The sequence below is a fragment of the Streptomyces sp. NBC_00659 genome, from assembly GCF_036226925.1.
In the GTDB taxonomy this organism is placed as follows: Bacteria; Actinomycetota; Actinomycetes; order Streptomycetales; family Streptomycetaceae; genus Streptomyces.
On the sequence record NZ_CP109031.1, the window covers coordinates 4,262,182 to 4,281,113 of the forward strand.

The window sequence follows — 18,932 nt, forward strand, 5'->3', positions numbered from 1 at the left end:
ACGGCAGGCCTCCCCCGGGGCGGGCAACAGAAGGTGGTGCACACATGCATCGTGCACAAGTGCATGGTGCACAAGGTACTGGCCGGTATGGAACACGGAAAGCCTCGGGGTGCCCATTGTCGATCATGTGATCCGGCCCCGGCCTCGGCAGGGGGCCGGTCCCGGTGTCAGCGTCCGCGTGCCGCCGCGTTCTCCGCGCGTTCGGTCAGCCGGCACAGCTCCTCGCGCAGCCGCGTGACGTCGGCCTCGCTCAGACCGGTCGCCGTCAGCAGCGCCTGCGGCACGTCCTCCGCGCGTTCCCTGAGCACTTCGCCGCGCCCGGTCAGCGCGACGCGCACCGAGCGTTCGTCCTGCGCCGAGCGCTCACGGCGTACGAGCCCCGCCGACTCCAGCCGCTTGAGCAGCGGCGACATCGTGCCGTAGTCGAGGTGCAGGGCGGCGCCCAGTTCCTTGACCGTGGTCTCGCCGCGCTCCCACAGGACCAGCAGGACGAGGTACTGCGGGTAGGTGAGGCCGAGTTCCTCCAGCAGAGGGCGGTACGCGGCGGTCACGGCGCGCTGGGCTGCGTACAGGGCGAAGCACAGCTGGTCGTCGAGCAGCAGCGACCCGGCCGGCGGCCCGACGTCCTCTTGTTTCGTCACGCCCCCATTGTCACGGAGCGCGGGTCGAACCCGAAGGGAAGCTCCAGACGATGGGTGCGCATGAGCTCGTCGTCGGAGAGGAGCTCGCCGGTCCCGCCGTCGGCGACGATCACGCCGTCGCCGAGGACGAGGGAGCGGGGGCACAGTTCGAGGGCGTACGGCAGGTCGTGGGTGACCATGAGGACCGTGACGTCCAGCGAGCGCAGGATGTCCGCGAGTTCACGCCGGGAGGCGGGGTCGAGGTTGGAGGAGGGCTCGTCGAGGACGAGGATCTCCGGCTCCATCGCGAGCACCGTCGCGACGGCGACCCGGCGCCGCTGCCCGAAGGACAGGTGGTGCGGAGGGCGGTCGGCGAAGGCTTCCATGCCGACGCGCTCCAGCGCCGTGCGGACGCGGGCCTCCAGCTCGGCGCCCTTCATGCCCGCGGCGGCCGGCCCGAAGGCCACGTCCTCGCGCACGGTCGGCATGAAGAGCTGGTCGTCCGGGTCCTGGAAGACGATGCCGACCCTGCGCCGGATCTCCGCCATGTGCCGCTTGCCGACCGGGAGTCCGGCGACCGTCACCGTTCCGGCGCCGCCGGTCAGGATGCCGTTGAGGTGCAGGACGAGGGTGGTCTTGCCGGCGCCGTTCGGGCCGAGCAGGGCGACGCGCTCGCCGCGTCCGATCCGGAAGTCCACGCCGAACAGGGCCTGGTGTCCGTCCGGGTAGGCGAACGCGAGGCCGGAGACCTCCAGAGAGGGTGCAGCAGACATCACAGCGTCCATCCCAACAGACATACGACAAGGGCGGCGAACGGAAGGACGAGGGCGTACGACCACTGCGCCCGGGACGCGGTCACCTCGTCGATGACGGGCATGGAACCGGCGTACCCGCGGCTCACCATGGCCAGGTGCACGCGTTCCCCGCGTTCGTAGGAGCGGATGAACAGCGCGCCCGCCGACTTCGCGAGCACCCCCCAGTGCCGCACCCCGCTCGCCGCGAAGCCGCGCGACTCCCGCGCGATCCGCATGCGCCGCATCTCGTCGGTGATGACATCTCCGTAGCGGATCATGAAGGAGGCGATCTGCACGAGGAGCGGCGGGAGCTTCAGCCGCTGGAGTCCGAGGAGCAGTTCACGCAGTCCGGTGGTGGAGGCCAGCAGGACGGAGGCGGCGACGCCGAGGGTGCCCTTGGCGAGGACGTTCCAGGCACCCCACAGGCCGTTGACGCTCAGGGACAGGCCCAGCACGTCCACCCGTTCGCCCTCCGCCACGAAGGGCATCAGCACCGCGAACGCGACGAACGGGATCTCGATCAGGAGCCGCCGCAGGAGGACGCCCGCCGGTACGCGGGCCCGGTGGGCGACCACCGCCAGCAGCACGGCGTACAGCGCGAACGCCCACATCGCCTCGCGCGGGGTGGAGACGACCACGACCACGAAGGCGAGGGTGGCGGCGAGCTTGGTGTGCGGCGGCAGCGCGTGCACGGGCGAGTCCGCGTGCCGGTACAGCTTGTGCGCGTGACCGGCCCCCACCTCAGACGCCTTCCGGCACGGAGGCGGGCGAGGTGTCGGCCGTACGGCGCCTGCGGACCGTCCAGAAGACGCCGGTGCCCGCGACGACGGTGACGCCGACGCCGATCACCCCGGCGAGCCCGCCGGACAGGCGGGCGTCGGAGACGTCCTTGACTCCGTATCCGGCGAGCGGCGAGTCCTCGGAGGCGTGCGCCTTGGCCTTCGCGTCGATGCCCTTGTCCTTGGCGACCTTCTCCAGGCCGTCGGGGCTCGCGGAGGCGTAGAAGCTGACGAATCCGGCGAGGACGAGGGAGGTGACCAGGCCGGTGATCCACACCTTGCGGTGCGAGGAGCGGGCCGCGACGGGGGCGGCGGCCGCGGAGGCGTCGACGAGTTCCCCGTTCACCCGCAGTTTGAGGCGCTGCTGGAGGCCGCGGGCGCCGTACACGAGGTCGGGCCGTACGGCGATGACGGCGCCGACGGTGAGCGCCGTGATCACGGCCTCGCCGATGCCGATGAGGACGTGGACGCCGACCATGGCGGTGGCGACCTTGGAGAGCGCGATGTCGGTGGTACCGCCGACCGCGTAGATGAGGGTGAAGGCGGCCGCGGCGGCCGGGACGGAGAGCAGCGCGGCGACGAAGGACGCGACGGTGACCGAGCGCCGCGTGCGGGGCAGCACCTTCACCAGGCCGCGGAAGACGGCGTACGCGACGACCGTGGTGACGATCGCCATGTCGGTGATGTTCACGCCGAGCGCGGTGAGCCCGCCGTCGGCGAAGAGGATTCCCTGCATGAGCAGGACGACGGAGACGCAGAGGACGCCGGTGAAGGGGCCGACGAGGATCGCGGCCAGGGCGCCGCCGAGCAGATGTCCGCTGGTCCCTGCGGCGACCGGGAAGTTCAGCATCTGCACGGCGAAGATGAAGGCGGCGACCAGGCCGGCGAGCGGCGCGGTCCGTTCGTCGAGTTCACGGCGGGCACCTCGCAGGCTCACGGCGACGGCGCCTGCGGCGACCACGCCTGTGACCGCGGAGACCGGGGCATTGATGAATCCGTCAGGAACGTGCACCGTCCGATGATAATGCCTTGTTGCGAATGACTTGCAAGAGCGGGAACGCGCGAACAGCTTGCGACGGGCAGGCGTACGGGAGCAGTTCGCGGGCGCGGAAGGCGTGGACCGCCCGCGGATGTGACCACCGCGCACATGGACGCGCCGCGACCGGGCAGGCGTTCCCGAAGGAGGGTCACGGACGGCCGGAGAGCGGTTTCCGCCAGATGTGCGACATTGGAATGGTGACGGAATTCACATCTTCCGCATAGGTCACGCAGCGTAAGGAGTCGGTTCATGCACGCCGTCGAGCAGTACGCCCGCGCTCATATCGTGACGGACACCGCCGACTCCCTCGACGACGAACACCGGGCCGTCCCGGTGGCCCTCCGATACGACCCGGAGACGGACCCCCGCCAGGTGCGCATCACGCTGCCCGGCCCCCACGAGTGGACCTTCGCGCGCGAACTCCTGGAACGGGGTCTGCGCGTCCCCGTCAGCAACGGCGACGTACGCATCTGGCCGTGCGGCCGCGTCCAGGCCGTCCTGGAGTTCCACTCGGCGCATGGAGTGGCGGTCGTGCAGCTCGACACGAAGGCGCTCATGCGCTTCCTCCGCCGTACGTACACGGCCGCCACACCCGTGGCGCACTGAGGAACGGCACGTACGTGTCACGTGAGAGACCTCGCCGAGGCGTCGGCGAGGTCTCTCACGTGAACGGTCCGGCCGCAGGAGCCGAAGGTCAGACGCCGACCAGCTTCCGGTCCTCGTCCCCTTCACGTGCCTTGTCGTCGAGCGCGCGCAGGCCCTCGCCCTCGACATCGACGTTCGGCAGCACGCGGTCCAGCCACTTCGGCAGCCACCAGGCCCGCTTGCCGAGCAGCGCGAGCACCGCCGGGACGAGTGCCATCCGTACGACGAACGCGTCGAAGAAGACGGCGATGGCGAGACCGAAGCCGATCATCTTGATCATCGACTCACTGGAGCCGATGAACCCGGAGAACACGGCGATCATGATGACGGCGGCGGCCGTGACGACCCGGGCGCCGTGCTTGAACCCGGTCACGATCGCCTGGGCAGGCTTCTCGCCGTGGACGAAGGCCTCCCGCATCCGCGTCACGAGGAACACCTCGTAGTCCATGGCCAGACCGAAGACGACACCCACCATGAAGATCGGCATCATCGACATGATCGGGCCGGTCTCCTCGACGCCCATCAGGCCGGACAGCCAGCCCCACTGGAACACCGCGACGACCGCGCCGAGGGCCGCCATCACGCTGAGCAGGAAGCCGAGGGCCGCCTTCAGCGGAACGAGGATCGACCGGAACACCACGATCAGCAGCAGGAAGGCGAGGCCGACCACGAGCGCGAGATACGGGATCAGCGCGTCGTTGAGCTTCTGCGAGAAGTCGATGTTCATGGCCGTGGAGCCGGTGACGAGCACCGTGGCGTCCGTCTCGGCCTTGATGTCACCGCCCGCGCCGCGGATGGTGTGGACGAGGTCCTCGGTCGTGACGGAGGACGGCTTCGAGTCGGGGATCACCGTGATCATCGCGGTGTCCCCGGCCTTGTTGGGGGCCGCCGGGCTGACGCTCACGACACCCTTGAGGTCCGCGATCCTGTCGTGCACCGTGCTGAACGCCGTCTTGGGCGCGTCGCTCGCCTTGGCGTCGACGACAACCATCAACGGGCCGTTGAAACCGGGACCGAAGCCCTCGGAGAGCAGGTCGTAGGCGCGGCGCTGGGTGGTGGACGTCGGCTGCGAGCCGTCGTCGGGCAGGCCGAGCTGGAGCGAGGCCGCCGGGACCGCGGCGGCGCCGAGGCCGACCACGCCGAGCAGCAGCACCGCGAGCGGGCGGCGGACGACGAAGCTCGCCCAGCGCGTGCCCATGTTCGGCTTGCCCGCCTTCTTGGCGGCGCGCCCGCCACCGAGGAACCTGCTCTTCTGGCCGGCCGGCTGGACCCTGCGGCCCGCGTATCCGAGCAGCGCCGGGATCATCGTCAGGGCGATGAGGACGGCGATGGCGACGGTGCCCGCCGCCGCGACACCCATCTTCGTGAGCATCGGGATGTTGACGACCGACAGTCCGACCAGCGCGATCACGACGGTCAGTCCCGCGAAGACCACGGCCGAGCCCGCCGTACCGACGGCCCGTCCGGCCGCTTCCTCGCGCTCTCGGCCCTCGGCCAGCTCGGCCCGGTAGCGGGAGACGATGAAGAGGGCGTAGTCGATGCCGACCGCCAGGCCGATCATCATCGCGAGGGTGGACGTGGTGGAGCCGAGGTCGAGCACGCTGGCGAGCGCGGTGATCGTCGAGACGCCGATGCCGACACCGACCAGCGCGGTCAGCAGCGGCAGTCCGGCCGCGATGAGCGAACCGAAGGTGATGACGAGGACGACCGCGGCTATCGCGATGCCGATGACCTCGGAAGAACCGGTCTCGGGCGTCGCCTGGAGCGCGTCACCGCCCACCTCGACGGTCAGCCCGGAGTGCCGCGCGTCCTCCGCGGCCGCCTTCAGGGCGTCCTTCGAGGCGTCCTTCAGCTCCATGCCGGAGACGTCGTACTTCACCGAGGCGTAGGCGATCGTCCCGTCCTTGCTCACGGCGTGGGCCTTGAACGGGTCGGTGACGGAGGTGACCTCGGAACCGGTTCCGAGCACCTTGACGGCCTGCTCGACCGTCGCCTTGTTGTCCTTGTCCGCCATCTTCTCGCCGGCGGGCGCCTTGAAGACGACCCGTGCGGTCGCTCCGTCGGCGCTCATTCCGGGGAAGCGGCTCTCCAGCAGGTCGAAGGCCTTCTGCGCCTCGGTGCCGGGGATCGAGAAGGAGGACGATCCCGCGACGGGCGCAGAGGCGGCGCCGACACCCGCGAGCGTCAGCAGAGCCACCCATATCAGGGCGGCGAAGTGCCGTCGCCGGAAGGCGAGTCGGCCGAGTTTGTAGAGGAATGTGGCCACGAGGGCGTACTCCCGGTCAGGTCGTGGAAGGGCAGGGGCTGGTGTGATCACCCGAGTGGGGGCAGGGGGGATCAGCCCGACGACGTGAGCGGCGCGTCAGGTGCGACTACAGGGATCTGTAGAGGTGGATCACTACAGGGATCCACGGGGGTGGAACAGGGGAAGGGTCAGGAGTGGGACGTCAGGCGCCGAGAGCGGGGAGGACCACGGCGTCGACATACGAATGCAGGAAGGCCTGCGTCGGTGGGAGTTCGTCGATCATGGTGCGGGCCGCGAAGGCGCCGATGAGCATGTGCATCACGTACTCCATCGCGGGGTTGTCCGCTCGGATCTCACCTCGGTCGACACCGCGCTGGAGCACCCGGCGCAGCTCTTCCATCTCCGGCTCGATCAGCCATTCCCGGAACGCCTTCAGCAGATCCGGGTTCCCGTGCGCCGCCATGGCCAGACCCCGCATCAGCGCGGAGTCCTGCTCCATCTGGCAGTCGTCCTGCCGGAGGGCCAGTGCGTGGAAGTCGCCCCGCAGGCTCCCGGTGTCCATGTCGGAGAACTTCAGCGGCTTCTGGTGCCGCAGGGCTTTCACGACGAGCTCGGCCTTGCCGCCCCACTGGCGGTAGAGGGTGGCCTTGCTGGAACGGGTACGGGCCGCGACGGCGTCCATCGTGAGGGCGTCGTAGCCGACCTCGCGAAGCAGGTCGAGCACGGCCGTGTACAGCTCGGCCTCGCGCTCGGGCGTGATCCGACTGCGACGCACCGTTGCGGCTTCAGCCATCCCACTCACCTCTCCCGCTTCGAACGACACGGATTCGTATGCCCTGAACATACCCCCGACGCCAGCGAAACGAAACCGTTTCGTACGTGTGCTGGGTCACGCCGGGGGAGGGGCGCGCCCGGGGGCGGGTTACGGCCGGGGACGGTGTGGGGCGGGAGCAGGTGATGGATGGAGCCGGTGTGGGCGGGAGCCGGGGCGGGCGGGAGCCGGGCGGGGCCCGAGCCGGTGTGGAGCCTGTGCGGGGCCCGAGCCTGTGCGGGGCGCGTGCGGGGCGCGAGCCGGCGTGAGGCCTGTGCGGGGCGCGAGCCGTGCGGGGCGCGTTCGTTTCTGAACGCGCCCCATACGCACCTCCCGCATCCCCGCCTGCGCCCACGTCCCACAACGCGCCCCCGGCGCCACGAGTTGCCGGGGTCACTCCAGCGGAAAAACATGGGGAGGTGAGCCACGAGCACGAGAACGCGACCACGGACGAGAACTCCCCCGGCTATCTGCGTTTCCCGCATCTGAGCGGCGACCGGTTGTGCTTCGTCACGGAGGACGACCTGTGGCTGGCCCCGCTCGACGGCCGCGGACGCGCCTGGCGGCTCACCGTCGACCGCACCAAGGTCGGCCACCCCCGCTTCTCCCCCGACGGCCGGCGCATCGCGTACACGAGTTGGCGGAGCCTCGTCCCGGAGATCCACCTGGCGCCGGTGGACGGCGGACCGGGCCACCGGCTCACCTACTGGGGCAGCGCCGACACCCAGGTGTGCGGCTGGTCCCCCGAAGGCGACATCCTCGCCGTCGCCTCGCACGGCCAGCCCTTCTCCTACTTCACCTGGGCCTACTCCGTCCCCACCGACGGCGACCCCGGCCGCAAACAGCCCTGGGGCCCGGTCTCGGACATCGGCGTCGCCGACATCGAGGGCGAGCGCAAGACCCTGCTGCTCACCGGCACCCCACCGCACGAACCGGCCGCCTGGAAGCGCTACCGGGGCGGGGCCATGGGCCGTATCTGGCTGCACGGCCGGCAACTGGTCGCCGAGCTCGGCGGCCATCTCGCCTGCCCGATGTTCGTCGACGGGCGGATCGCGTTCCTCTCCGACCACGAGGGCATCGGGAACCTCTACTCGTGCTCGTACGAGGGCTCCGACCTGCGCCGGCACACCGACCACGACGCCTTCTACGCCCGGCACGCCTCCTCGGACGGCACCCGGGTCGTCTACCAGTGCGCCGGCGATCTGTGGATCGTCGACAACCTGTCCCCCGAGTCGGTTCCGCGGCGCCTCGACGTCCTGCTGGGCGGTCCGCGCGCGGGACGGCGTACGTACCCGGTACCGGCCGCCCAGCACGTGGACAGCATCTCCGTGGACGAGACGGGCCGGGCCTCCGCCGTCGTCGTACGCGGCAGCCTGTACTGGCTCACCCATCGCGACGGTCCCGCGCGCACCATCGCGGACACCCCGGGCGTACGGGTCCGGCTTCCGGAGATGCTCGGCTCGGGCGGCCAGGTCGCCTATGTCACCGACGCGGAGGGCGAGGACGCTGTCGAGATCGCCTACCTCCCGCGCGCGACCGGCGCCCGCGAGCCGCGCCGCCTCGCCTCCGGCCGGCTGGGCCGCGTCCAGGAGCTGGTGTCGGACCCACAGGGCGAACGTCTCGCCATCGCCTCGAACGACGGACGGCTGCTCCTGCTCGACGCCACGGAGGAACCCGGCGAGGCCGCCGAACTCGGCGGCCTCGATGAGCTGGGTGAATCCGACGAATCCGAGGACTCCGAGGACTCCGGGGACTCCGGGGACTCCGGGAAGTCCGGGAAGTCCGGGAAGAGCGATGAGGCCGAAGGGGCGTGGGCGGAGCCCGGAGCAGGGGCCGAGTCCGAGGACGCTCCGAGAGCGGGGTCCGGCGAGGTCACCGAGCTCATCCGGTCCATCAACGGACCGGTGACGGACCTCGCCTTCTCGCCGGACGGCGCCTGGCTGACCTGGTCGCACCCCGGGATCGGGCGCTCCCTGCGGCAGATCAAGATGGCGCGCATAAAGGACCGTCTGATCGTCGACGTGACCAACGGCCGCTTCGAGGACGAGAATCCGGTGTTCACGCGGGACGGCCGCTATCTCGCCTTCCTGTCCTGGCGCGGCTTCGACCCCGTGTACGACGTGCACACCGGGGACCTGTCCTTCCCCCTCGGCTGCCGCCCCTACCTCGTCCCCCTGTCCTCGGCCACCCCTTCCCCGTTCGCGCTGAACCCGGACGGGCGGCCGGTCGCCGGAGGCCTCGACCCGGTCGAGGACGGGTCCGGCGACGGCACCGCGACGACCGTCGAACTCGAAGGCCTGGAGAGCCGGGTGACCCCCTTCCCGGTCACCGCCTCCAAGTACTCGGCGCTGCGCCCGGTCTCGGGCGGCGGCCTGGTCTGGCTGCGCTGGCCAATCTCCGGCGCACTGGGCGAGACGTTCGCCAACCCCGACGACACGACCGGCCGTCCGACCCTGGAGTTCTTCAACATCACCAAGGCGAAGAAGTCCGAACTCGTCGACCATCTGGACTGGTTCGCCGTGAGCGGCGACGGTTCCCGGCTGGTCGTCGTCGACGAGGGCGACCTGCGCGCAGTCCCCGCCACCGAGTCCGGCGACAGCGACTCCACCGTCTGGATCGATCTGCGCCGCATCCTGCACGAGGTGGACCCGCCCGCCGAGTGGCGCCAGGCGTACGCGGAGGCCGGCCGCATCATCCGCGCCTACTACTGGGACCCGGACATGTGCGGCATCGACTGGGACGCGATCCTGGAGCAGTACCGCCCCCTGGTCGAACGGGTCTCGTCCCCGGACGAGTTCGCGGACCTGCTGCGCGAGGTGCTCGGCGAACTGGCCACCTCGCACGCGTACGTGAGCCCCGCGCGCCGCAACGAGGGCCCGCCCCACTACCAGCGCTGGCAGGGCCTGCTGGGTGCCAACTTCGTCTGCCGTGACGGCCATTGGATGCTCAAGCGCATCCTGCCCGGCGACTCGTCCGACTCCAAGGCGCGTTCACCGCTTGCCGGCACCGGCATCCGCGAGGGCGCGGTCCTCACCCACGTCGACGGGCGTCCGGTGCACCCGGTCACCGGACCGTATCCGCTGCTCGCGGGCGCGGGCGGCACGACGGTGGAGCTGACCTTCACCCCGGCCGAGGGCGAGGGCCGCCCGCGCCGGGTGGCGGTGGTCCCGCTGATCGACGAACGCCCCCTGCGCTACCAGGACTGGGTGGCCAAACGCCGCCAGGTGGTGCGGGAGTTGAGCGGCGGGCACTGCGGCTATCTGCACATCCCGGACATGGGCGGCTCGGGCTGGGCCCAGTTCAACCGCGACCTGCGGATGGAGGTCTCGCGCCCGGCCCTCATCGTCGACGTGCGGGGCAACGCGGGCGGCCACATCAGCGAGCTGGTCGTCGAGAAGCTGACCCGCACGATCCTCGGCTGGGACCTCACCCGCGACGCCCAGCCGGTGTCGTACGCCTCCAACGCCCCGCGCGGTCCGGTGGTGGCCCTGGCCGACGAAGCGACGTCGTCCGACGGCGACATGATCACCGCCGCCTTCAAACTGCTGAAGCTGGGCCCGGTCGTGGGGCAGCGCACCTGGGGCGGAGTCGTCGGCATGACCGGCCGCCATCGTCTCGGCGACGGCACGGTCATCACGGTGCCGATGAACGCCGCCTGGTTCGACGCGTACGGCTGGTCCGTCGAGAACCACGGCGTCGCACCGGACCTGGAGATCCTGCGCACCCCGCTCGACTGGGCGGAGGGCCGCCACGCCCAACTGGACGACGCCATCCAGCTCTCACTCGACCTGCTGCGCGCCCACCCCGCGGCCTCCCCGCCGGACCACTCGGACGTGCCCGACAGAAGAAGGCCGAAGCTCCCCCCTCGACCGGAGTGACCGGACCGACCGAACCGACGAGACTGACCGGACCGACGAGACCGGACTCACCGGACCGGACTGCCGGACTCACCGGAAACGAGCACAAGAATGGGGCGCCCTCCGGGAAGAGGGCGCCCCATTCAGGCCGAGCGGGCCTTTCGATCAGGCGTCGTAGTCCTGGTCGAAGCGGTCCTGAGCCTCCCGCTGAGCTCGCTCCGCTTCCGGCCTCGCGCCGTCACGCGCCGGGGCACTGTCGCGGCCGGCCGGGGCACGGCGGCTCGCCTCGTCCTGCCGGCCCTCGGGGCGCGTCTTCTTCTTGCCCTGCTGCTTCATCCGCTCGGCCTTGTCCTTGAACTGGTCCTGCATGCTCATGAGATTCACTCCTGTTGCGGGTGAGGGATTCGGCCCTCGCCCCCCCTGTGAATGGGGGAAGTCCGGGCCTCGACCAGACTGACACGCAGGAACAGAGCACGCATTTCGGTCAGTCACTCACCGTGAGACACGCCGGTGGGACACACTCCGGAGGCCTCCCGGAGACGCCCGGAGGCGCCCCGGATCCTCCCGGGGCGCCTCCAGCCGGCTTACGGAGTCGTCGACTTCCGTTCCTCCTCGTCGGCCGCCCCGCCGGCACCGACCAGCCCGGTCCGCACACCGCCGAGACGCGGTTCGAACCGCCGCATCTCGCGCTGCCCGACCGACCCGATGACGCCGGGCAGGTACCCCCGGATCCCCTGCATCCCGCGCAGCCACCACTGCGCGTACACATGGCTGGAGCGGCGCTCGATCCCGGCCACGATCCGTTCGACGGCCGGACCCAGCGGATAGGTCTTGTTGGACGGCCACGGCAGCCGCTGCCTCAACTCCCGCATCACCTCGTCCTGATCGGCTCCGCGCACCATGTCGGTGTCGGTCCAGGACAGATACCCGACGCCGACGCGAACGCCCTTGTGGCCGACCTCGGCGCGCAGACTGTGCGCGTACGCCTCCACACCGGACTTGGAAGCGCAGTAGGCCGACATCATGGGGGCGGGAGTCATCGCGGCCAGCGAGGCGATCTGGAGCAGATAGCCCCGGCTCTTCATCAGCGCCGGCAGGAACGCCCGTGCGGTGACCGCCGATCCGATCAGGTTCACCTCGATCACCCGCCGCCAGGCGACGGGGTCGGAGTCCATGAAGGGGCCGCCGCTCGCGACACCGGCGTTCGCGACGACGATGTCCACCTTCCCGAACCGCTCCTCGACCTCCTGGGCGACCCGCGCCATCGCCTCGTGGTCGGTGACGTCGGCGTACCAGTGGTCGCTCTCGCCGGGCAGCCGTTCCGAGACCCGCTTCAGTTCGTCCGCCTCCAGTCCGACCAGCGCGACCTTCGCCCCGCGCGCGGAGAGCTTGCGGGCGAGGAGTTCGCCGACACCGCGCGCCGCCCCCGTGACGACGGCGACCTGCCCTTCCAGGCTCACCCTGCTCATGCGCCCTCCTTGATCTCTGCGATCCGCTCGGCTTCCGCGGTCTTCACGGCGTACGTGGCGACGAGTTCCCTGATGCGGGCCGTCACCAGTTCCGGCGCCTCCACCGGAGTCATGTGCCCGAGGCCCGGCAGCTCGGTGCTGCCGACACAGTTCGGCAGCGCCGCCACGAGGGCGCGCGCGTGCACGACCGGTGTCAGCCGGTCCACGCTGCCCGCGATCACCGCCGTCGGCACCCTCAACTCCCGTACCCCCGCTTCGAGATCGAGGGTGGCGAGCACGGCCGACCACGCGTGGCGCACGGCGCGCGGACAGGCGTGCACGATCCGCGCGCACGCCTCCACCATGACGGGAGACGAACCGGGGCCCATGGTCGCGTACTTGAGGATCCGCCTGGCGACCGGCGTGACGGGCCCGAGCGGCGCGCGCGAGCCGAGCACGGCCCCGGTGAGACGCGTCCGGAGCCGTCCGGCGCGCCATGGCAGCACACGCGCCTCCTCGACCAGTCGCGTGCTCCCCGTGCTGCACAGCAGCGCCGCCGCCGCGTGCTCCTGGAACCGCGGCCGCGCCGAAGCCGCCATCAGCGTCATCCCGCCCATGGAGTGGCCCGCGAGCACGGCCTTCTCCCCCGGCGCGAGGGTGGCCGCGAGCACCGCCTCCAGGTCGTCGGCGAGCGCCTCGGTGCTGCACGCGTCACTCGCGGGACTGCGTCCGTGCCCGCGCTGGTCGTACGCGATGACCTTGTGGTCGGCGGAGAGGTCCCGGATCTGGGCCGCCCAGAAGGCGGTCGAACAGGTCCAGCCGTGGGCGAGGACGACGGCGGGCGCGCCCTCGGGGCCGTGCACCTCGACGTGCAGTCGCGCGCCGTCCGCGGAGTGCGCGATCAGTTCCCGTGCCGGCACGGGAGGCGCGTACACCCCGTGCGCCTCGTGCGTCAGTCGGCTCACGCTCCTGCCTCCACCTTCTTCTTGCGGGTGCTCTTCGTACGCGGTTCGGGCGCGGCCTCCGGCGCTTCTCCCGGTACGGGCCGCGCCGCGCGCAGCACGTCGTACTCCCCCAGATCGACGCGGCGCGTGGCGCCCCGGAACTCGGTCGTCGTACCGGGCCAGACGGTCGTGTTGACGCCGTTGGCGTCGAGGTACCAGCTGGTGCAGCCGCCGGTGTTCCACACCGTGCGCTTCATGCGTTCCTGGACCTTGTGGTTCCAGGCGTCCACGGCGGCGGGGCGGGCATCGAGCGCCACGCGTCCCCCGAGGACGTCCAGTTGCCGTACGAAGTCCGCCATGTAGTTGAGCTGGGACTCGATCATCAGGATCATCGAGGAGTTCCCGAGCCCGGTGTTCGGTCCGATGATCGTCATCCAGTTGGGGAAGCCGGCCGCGGTGGCGCCGCGCAGCGACTTCATGCCGGTCTCCCACGCCTGTGCGAGCGTCCTGCCGTCCGCTCCGACGACCCGCTCGGCGATCGGCATGTCGGTGACGTGGAAGCCGGTCCCGAAGACGATCGCGTCGACCTCGGCCCTCGTACCGTCGGCGGCGACCACCGTGGAGCCGTCGATCTCGGCGAGCCCGGAGGCCACGACGTCCACGTTCGGCCGGGTGAGCGCCGGGTAGTAGGCGTTCGACAGCAGGATGCGCTTGCAGCCGATCCGGTAGTCGGGCGTCAGCTTCTTCCGCAGCGCCGGATCCTTCACGGCGCGCGCGATGTTCCGCTTGGCCAGTCGCTCGACCACGCCCAGCTGATGCGGCCGCTTGGTGAACGCCTGCACCTGGAGTTCCCTGATGCCCCAGAGCAGTCCGCGCCTGCCCTTCGTCGTGAACGGCACCTGCCGGTGCAGCCACCGCTCCACGCCGCTGATGGCCCGGTCGACCCGCGGCATCACCCACGGCGGGGTGCGCTGGAAGAGGGTCAGCCGGGCGACGTCCTGCTGGATCGCCGGGACGATCTGGATGGCGGAGGCCCCGGTGCCGACCATGGCCACCCGCTTGCCGCGCAGGTCGTAGTCGTGGTCCCAGCGGGCGGAGTGGAACACCTTGCCGGTGAACGTGTCGATCCCCGGGATCTGCGGGATCTTGGGGTCGGAGAGCGGCCCGGTCGCGGACACCACGACGTCCGCCGTCAGGAACCCGCTGCTCGTCTCGATCCCCCAGCGCAGCTTCTCCGCGTCCCAGGTCATCTTCGTGACCTCGGTGTCGAACCGCAGATGCGGCCGCAGCCGGAAGACGTCCGCCACGTGCTCCAGGTACGCGCGGATGTGCTCCTGCCCGGAGAAGGTGCGCGGCCACTCGGGGTTGGGCGCGAACGAGAACGAGTACAGGTGCGACGGGACGTCACAGGCGCACCCGGGATAGCTGTTGTCGCGCCAGGTGCCGCCCACGCTGCCGGCCCGCTCCAGGACCACGAAGTCGGTGATCCCTTCGCGTCGCAGCCGCACGGCGGCGCCCAGTCCCCCGAACCCGGACCCGATCACCGCCACCCGTACATGCTCGTGCTCGGTCATCCCGACGCCTCCCTAGCCCGCACGACCCTGCCAGTGAACACTGGCACAATCGGGAGGGTAGAGCAGCTTCGTACTCATGGGTAGGGGTCGCGAGCGGGAAAGTTACCCGGGGTACGACGTAGGGTGCGGACGTGGCCGAGGGATCAGGAAAGCGCGGCGCGGAGACGCGGGCAGGGGGCACGGCGACGCGGAAGTCCGGCGGACGCCGGACGGATACGCCGACGCGCGGAGCGTCGGCCCCGGACCCCGGGCCGCTCACCGGCACCGCCCGCCCGGCGCCGGAGCCCGGCCGTCGCGAGTACCGCATGGAGGAACTGGCCGAGGAGGCCGGCATCACCGTGCGCACGCTGCGCTTCTACCGGGAGCGCAAGCTCATACCGCCGCCCCGGCGCGAGGGCCGCATCGCCTGGTACGACGACACCCACCTGGCCCGTCTGCGCACCATCTCGGCGCTGCTGGAACGCGGCCACACCCTGAACGGCATCGCGGAACTGGCCGAGGCCTTCGACCACGGCCGCGACGTCGGCGAACTGCTCGGCCTCGGCGAGCCCACCGAGGAGACCCCGGTCCGCCTCTCCCCCGAGGAACTGGCCGACGTCTTCGCGGGCCAGGCGACCGGGGAGAACCTCGCCGCGGCGCTCGACCTCGGCTATCTCGGCACGGACGGCGGCGAGATCGTGCACATAAGCCGCCGCCTGCTCGACGTCTCGGCCGCCCTGGTCCGCGAGGGCATCCCGCTCGCGGACGTCCTGACGGCCGCCCGCCGCGTACGGGAGCACACCGAGGCACTGGCCGAACTCTTCACCACCCTGGTCCTCACCGAGGACCGCACCCCCGAAGACCTCCAGCGCCTGCGCCCCCTGGCGAAGAGCGTGGTGGAGGCGGAGCTGTCGATGGCGATGGACCGCCGGCTACGGGAGCACCGGGACCCGCGGACAGGCCGGGACACCGGGCCCCAGGGGCGCGACGAGACCCCTCAGAGCTCGTAGACCACCGTGACCGGGGCATGGTCGGACCAGCGCTCCCCATGGGTCGCCGCGCGCTCCACGAACCCCTTGACCGCCTTGCCCGCGAGCCCCGGCGTGGCGGCCTGAAGGTCGATCCTCCAACCTGAATCGTTCTCAAAGGCCCGCCCCCGATACGACCACCAGGTGTACGGACCCTCGGCGTCCGGGTGCAGGGCGCGTACGACGTCGACGTACCCGCCGTCCTGCGGGTCCAGGACCCGGCCGAGCCACTCCCGCTCCTCGGGCAGGAAGCCGGAGTTCTTCTTGTTGGCGCGCCAGTTCTTGAGGTCGGCCTCCTGGTGGGCGATGTTCCAGTCGCCGCAGACGACGACCTCGCGCCCGTCGGCGGCGGCCCGCACCCTGAGTTCCTTCAGGTGGGCCAGGAACTCGCCCATGAACCGGACCTTCTCGTCCTGCCGTTCGGTCCCGACCTCGCCCGAGGGGAGGTAGAGGCTCGCGACGGTGACACCGGGCAGGTCCGCCTCGACGTACCGTCCGGTGGAGTCGAACTCCTCGGACCCGAAGCCGATCCGGACGCGGTCGGGCTCACGGCGTGTGTAGAGGGACACACCGGCGCGGCCCTTGGCGGCGGCGGGGGCGTGCACGACGTGCCACCCCTCGGGCGCGCGCACCTCCTCGGGAAGCTGCCCGGGCTCGGCCCGCACCTCCTGGAGACACAGCACGTCCGCGGAGGTCTCCCCGAGCCACTCCACGAAACCCTTCTTCGCGGCGGCCCTGAGCCCGTTCACATTCACAGAGGTCACAGTCAGCACCCGGGGCACGATACTTAATCGGTACGTTCGACCAGAACTCGATCTACATCCGTGCGACCGGCCGGAACTCGACCGACGAGAACGGCACGACCGGCCGGACCCGCACCACCCGTCCATTCACCTATCGCATAGACGTACGGTATTACGCATGAATTTCCGCCAGGTCCCCTTCGACCATCCCGACGCCGTGAAGCTCAACGACCAGGTTCAGGCCGAATACGCCGTGCGCTACGGCGACGGCGGCGACGCCACGCATCTGGACGCGCGGATGTTCGCCCCGCCGTTCGGCCTCTATCTGATCGCTTACGACGAGTGGGACCGCCCGGTGGCCACGGGCGGCTGGCGCACCCAGGACGAGAACGACGAGGGCTACGCGGACGGGGACGCCGAGCTCAAGCGCATGTACGTGGTCCCCGAGGCCCGCGGGCTCGGCCTCGCCCGGCGCATGCTGGCCGCCCTGGAGGAGGACGCCCGCACGGCCGGCCGCACCCGCATGGTCCTGGAGACCGGCTCCAAGCAGCCCGAGGCGGTCGCCCTGTACGCGTCGAGCGGCTACGAACCGTGCGCCAAGTTCGGCTACTACCGCTTCCACGAACTGAGCCTCTGCTACGCCAAGGCCCTCTAGCGGCTCCGGCAGCCACCAGGCGGCCTTCACCCGGCGGTGGCGGGAGCGCCCGCCGCGCCGCTCCCGCCGGGCGAGGCAGCACCAGGCTCACGCCGACGGCTGCTTTTGCGCGCCCGCAGGAGTTGGCGGCGCTGTACCAGCCCAACGCCGTGGGGGACATCAGCAGCGGGAAGGCGGCCACGAGAGAGAAGGCCGAAAGCAGTTGCCGTGCTTCGCCCCACGCAACGCCAAAGAGCCCCAGCCGGATCTCTCCGGCTGGGGCTCTGAGCTGCGGTGGACCTGTGGGGATTTGAACCCCAGACCCCCTCGATGCGAACGAGGTGCGCTACCAGACTGCGCCACAGGCCCTTGCAACGAGTGAAACTCTAGCATCCCGATCGAGGTGCTCGGTAATCCGTTCCTGCCTGGTCAGCCGGACCCCGCGCACCCCGTCGTCACACTCGTCACTCGTTGGCCGCTCGCGGCCGATCGCCGTCCTCGTACTGGTCGAACAGCGGCGTCCGGCCGCGCTCGCGGGCGCGGCGGGCGGCCGCCGCCCGCCTGGCGTCGCTGCGGCTGTCGTCCGCCGCCCCGGCGCCCTCGGATCCTTCGGCGAGGTCCTCGTCGGCCGGTTCCGCCTCGGGCGCGCTCGGCTCCACCGTGCTGGAGCGTGCGGAGCTCCACGCGTCCGGGGCGCCCAGGTCCACGCTGGACGTCGCCCTGGGCGCGACCGGCGCGGTCACATAGGTCGGCAGGGGAACCGGCACCGGGTCCCAGCTGTCCCCCTGGGCGGGCCCGCACTGCCGTTCGCGCTGCTGGTCGACCCACTCGGCGTGGTCGGTCTGCTCGACGAGGGCACGGCGGTCGGCGGCGAGCGCCAGGAGACCGGGGTCGGTGTCGGGGGCGGAGCCCTCCTCCGGTTCGTCCGCCACCGGGTCGACGGACGCCCGGCGGCGGGGCTGCCGCTCCCTGAGCCGCTGCGCCGCGACCTCGGCCCGGCGGCGGTCCATGGTGTAGGTGAAGCGGCGCCGCTCCTGGACCCGCAGGTGCACGATGTACGAGCTGAGGATCACGGCCGGCACGCCGGGCGCCCACAGGAAGGCGAGCCCGCCCACGGCCGCGACGACCGCGCCGAGGCTGAAGGCGAGGAACAGCATGACCGTCGTACGCCGCCGGCGTGCGAGGACCTTCGTACGCCGGGCCCGCGCCGCGGCCTCCGCCGAGACTGCCCGGCGGGCGCCGGGCGTGGACGACGCGGCCTGCTGGGGCACGGACTTGGCCGGGGGTCTCGGCGCCGGCGCACCCGACTGGTGCGGTACGGACCGGGCGGTGCCCGAGGTCTCGTACGCCCCGCTCTCCTTGCCGGGGGCGCGTGCGCCCGGCTCCTGCTCCGCCTGGGCCGGCTCCGGCACCTGTACTCGTTCCTGGACGTGCGGACGGTGCCGGTCCGTCGCCTGGGGCCGGTTCGGGGACACGGCGAAGGCCCGGACGTCCACCGAATCGGTGACGTCGTCCGGGTCGGCGCTGGGCTCCTCCTCCTCGGCGGAGCGTGCGCGCAGGTCCTTGGCGTATCGACGCTCCATGCCCGCCCGTCCGGACAGCAGCCGGATGGCGGTGCTGAAGCGTTCCGTCGGACGGGCTTCGTTCAGCTCGTCCTGCCTACGGAGCCACATCGGCACCAAGTAGGCGGCCCAGGCCCCGACAATGACTGCGTAGATGAGGCCGCTGCTGCTCACGCCTCACACGGTAGAGGGGTTTGTATGAGGCCATCTGCCAATTGCGCCGGTGTGTC

At 71.1% G+C, this 18,932-nt stretch carries 16 protein-coding genes and 1 tRNA gene; 4 read left to right on the forward strand and 13 right to left on the reverse strand.

The window, feature by feature from the left end; genetic code table 11:
- Window positions 1-167 precede the first annotated feature (167 nt).
- From OG410_RS18360 to OG410_RS18375, 4 genes are read right to left on the reverse strand one after another with little or no spacing between them, the layout of a single operon-like run.
- On the reverse strand, window positions 168-641 hold the full coding sequence (locus tag OG410_RS18360; RefSeq protein ID WP_329300171.1) for a MarR family winged helix-turn-helix transcriptional regulator: 474 nt from the start codon (window positions 639-641) through the stop codon (window positions 168-170).
- A complete protein-coding gene (locus OG410_RS18365) occupies window positions 638-1,393 on the reverse strand; it encodes an energy-coupling factor ABC transporter ATP-binding protein (RefSeq protein ID WP_329300172.1) in 756 nt (251 codons plus the stop codon). The genes OG410_RS18360 and OG410_RS18365 overlap by 4 nt, the downstream gene beginning before the upstream one ends.
- Window positions 1,393-2,154 carry a cobalt ECF transporter T component CbiQ gene (gene cbiQ / locus OG410_RS18370; protein WP_329300173.1) on the reverse strand — a complete coding sequence of 254 codons (762 nt, stop codon included), beginning with the start codon at window positions 2,152-2,154 and terminating at the stop codon, window positions 1,393-1,395. Before cbiQ ends, OG410_RS18365 begins: the two co-directional genes overlap by 1 nt.
- A 1-nt stretch (window position 2,155) precedes the next feature.
- A complete protein-coding gene (locus tag OG410_RS18375) occupies window positions 2,156-3,205 on the reverse strand; it encodes an energy-coupling factor ABC transporter permease (protein ID WP_329300174.1) in 1,050 nt (349 codons plus the stop codon).
- Between the two features lie 276 nt (window positions 3,206-3,481).
- On the opposite strand from OG410_RS18375, the gene OG410_RS18380 reads away from it, so the two are divergent.
- Window positions 3,482-3,838 carry an SsgA family sporulation/cell division regulator gene (locus OG410_RS18380; RefSeq protein WP_329300175.1) on the forward strand — a complete coding sequence of 119 codons (357 nt, stop codon included), beginning with the start codon at window positions 3,482-3,484 and terminating at the stop codon, window positions 3,836-3,838.
- Window positions 3,839-3,926: 88 nt separating this feature from the next.
- Here the strand turns inward: OG410_RS18380 and OG410_RS18385 are convergent, their stop codons facing one another.
- Window positions 3,927-6,143 carry an MMPL family transporter gene (locus OG410_RS18385; protein WP_329300176.1) on the reverse strand — a complete coding sequence of 739 codons (2,217 nt, stop codon included), beginning with the start codon at window positions 6,141-6,143 and terminating at the stop codon, window positions 3,927-3,929.
- A gap of 181 nt (window positions 6,144-6,324) precedes the next feature.
- Window positions 6,325-6,915: a TetR/AcrR family transcriptional regulator gene (locus OG410_RS18390; protein WP_329300177.1), complete on the reverse strand. Its 591-nt coding sequence runs from the start codon at window positions 6,913-6,915 to the stop codon at window positions 6,325-6,327.
- 437 nt (window positions 6,916-7,352) lie between these two features.
- Here OG410_RS18390 and OG410_RS18395 point away from each other — a divergent pair, with 437 nt between their 5' ends.
- Window positions 7,353-10,811, forward strand: a complete 3,459-nt coding sequence (locus OG410_RS18395) for a S41 family peptidase (protein ID WP_329300178.1) — start codon at window positions 7,353-7,355, stop codon at window positions 10,809-10,811.
- Between the two features lie 144 nt (window positions 10,812-10,955).
- Here OG410_RS18395 and OG410_RS18400 read toward each other — a convergent pair whose 3' ends face one another.
- The 4 genes from OG410_RS18400 to OG410_RS18415 form a co-directional block, all read right to left on the reverse strand.
- Window positions 10,956-11,165 (reverse strand): hypothetical protein, encoded by a 210-nt coding sequence (locus OG410_RS18400; protein WP_329300179.1) that lies wholly within the window; start codon window positions 11,163-11,165, stop codon window positions 10,956-10,958.
- Window positions 11,166-11,374: 209 nt separating this feature from the next.
- Window positions 11,375-12,259, reverse strand: coding sequence for an SDR family oxidoreductase (locus OG410_RS18405; protein ID WP_329300180.1), 885 nt, complete (start codon window positions 12,257-12,259; stop codon window positions 11,375-11,377).
- Entirely contained in the window at window positions 12,256-13,203 is a 948-nt protein-coding gene (locus OG410_RS18410; protein ID WP_329300181.1) for an alpha/beta fold hydrolase, read from the reverse strand. Before OG410_RS18410 ends, OG410_RS18405 begins: the two co-directional genes overlap by 4 nt.
- The gene (locus tag OG410_RS18415; RefSeq protein WP_329300182.1) at window positions 13,200-14,756 is read right to left on the reverse strand and encodes a flavin-containing monooxygenase; all 1,557 of its coding nucleotides are present in this window, start codon (window positions 14,754-14,756) and stop codon (window positions 13,200-13,202) included. The genes OG410_RS18410 and OG410_RS18415 overlap by 4 nt, the downstream gene beginning before the upstream one ends.
- Before the next feature lie 305 nt (window positions 14,757-15,061).
- Here OG410_RS18415 and OG410_RS18420 point away from each other — a divergent pair, with 305 nt between their 5' ends.
- Window positions 15,062-15,745: a MerR family transcriptional regulator gene (locus tag OG410_RS18420; protein WP_329304161.1), complete on the forward strand. Its 684-nt coding sequence runs from the start codon at window positions 15,062-15,064 to the stop codon at window positions 15,743-15,745.
- Here OG410_RS18420 and OG410_RS18425 read toward each other — a convergent pair.
- The gene (locus OG410_RS18425; RefSeq protein WP_329300183.1) at window positions 15,733-16,536 is read right to left on the reverse strand and encodes an exodeoxyribonuclease III; all 804 of its coding nucleotides are present in this window, start codon (window positions 16,534-16,536) and stop codon (window positions 15,733-15,735) included. The genes OG410_RS18420 and OG410_RS18425 overlap by 13 nt on opposite strands.
- Window positions 16,537-16,684: 148 nt before the next feature.
- Between OG410_RS18425 and OG410_RS18430 the strand changes: the two genes are divergently transcribed.
- Window positions 16,685-17,161, forward strand: a complete 477-nt coding sequence (locus OG410_RS18430; RefSeq protein WP_329300184.1) for a GNAT family N-acetyltransferase — start codon at window positions 16,685-16,687, stop codon at window positions 17,159-17,161.
- Window positions 17,162-17,435: 274 nt separating this feature from the next.
- On the opposite strand, the gene OG410_RS18435 is transcribed toward OG410_RS18430, so the two are convergent.
- A tRNA-Ala gene (locus OG410_RS18435) sits at window positions 17,436-17,509 on the reverse strand.
- A gap of 95 nt (window positions 17,510-17,604) precedes the next feature.
- Window positions 17,605-18,876 carry a divisome protein SepX/GlpR gene (gene sepX, locus OG410_RS18440; RefSeq protein WP_329300185.1) on the reverse strand — a complete coding sequence of 424 codons (1,272 nt, stop codon included), beginning with the start codon at window positions 18,874-18,876 and terminating at the stop codon, window positions 17,605-17,607.
- Window positions 18,877-18,932 lie beyond the last annotated feature (56 nt).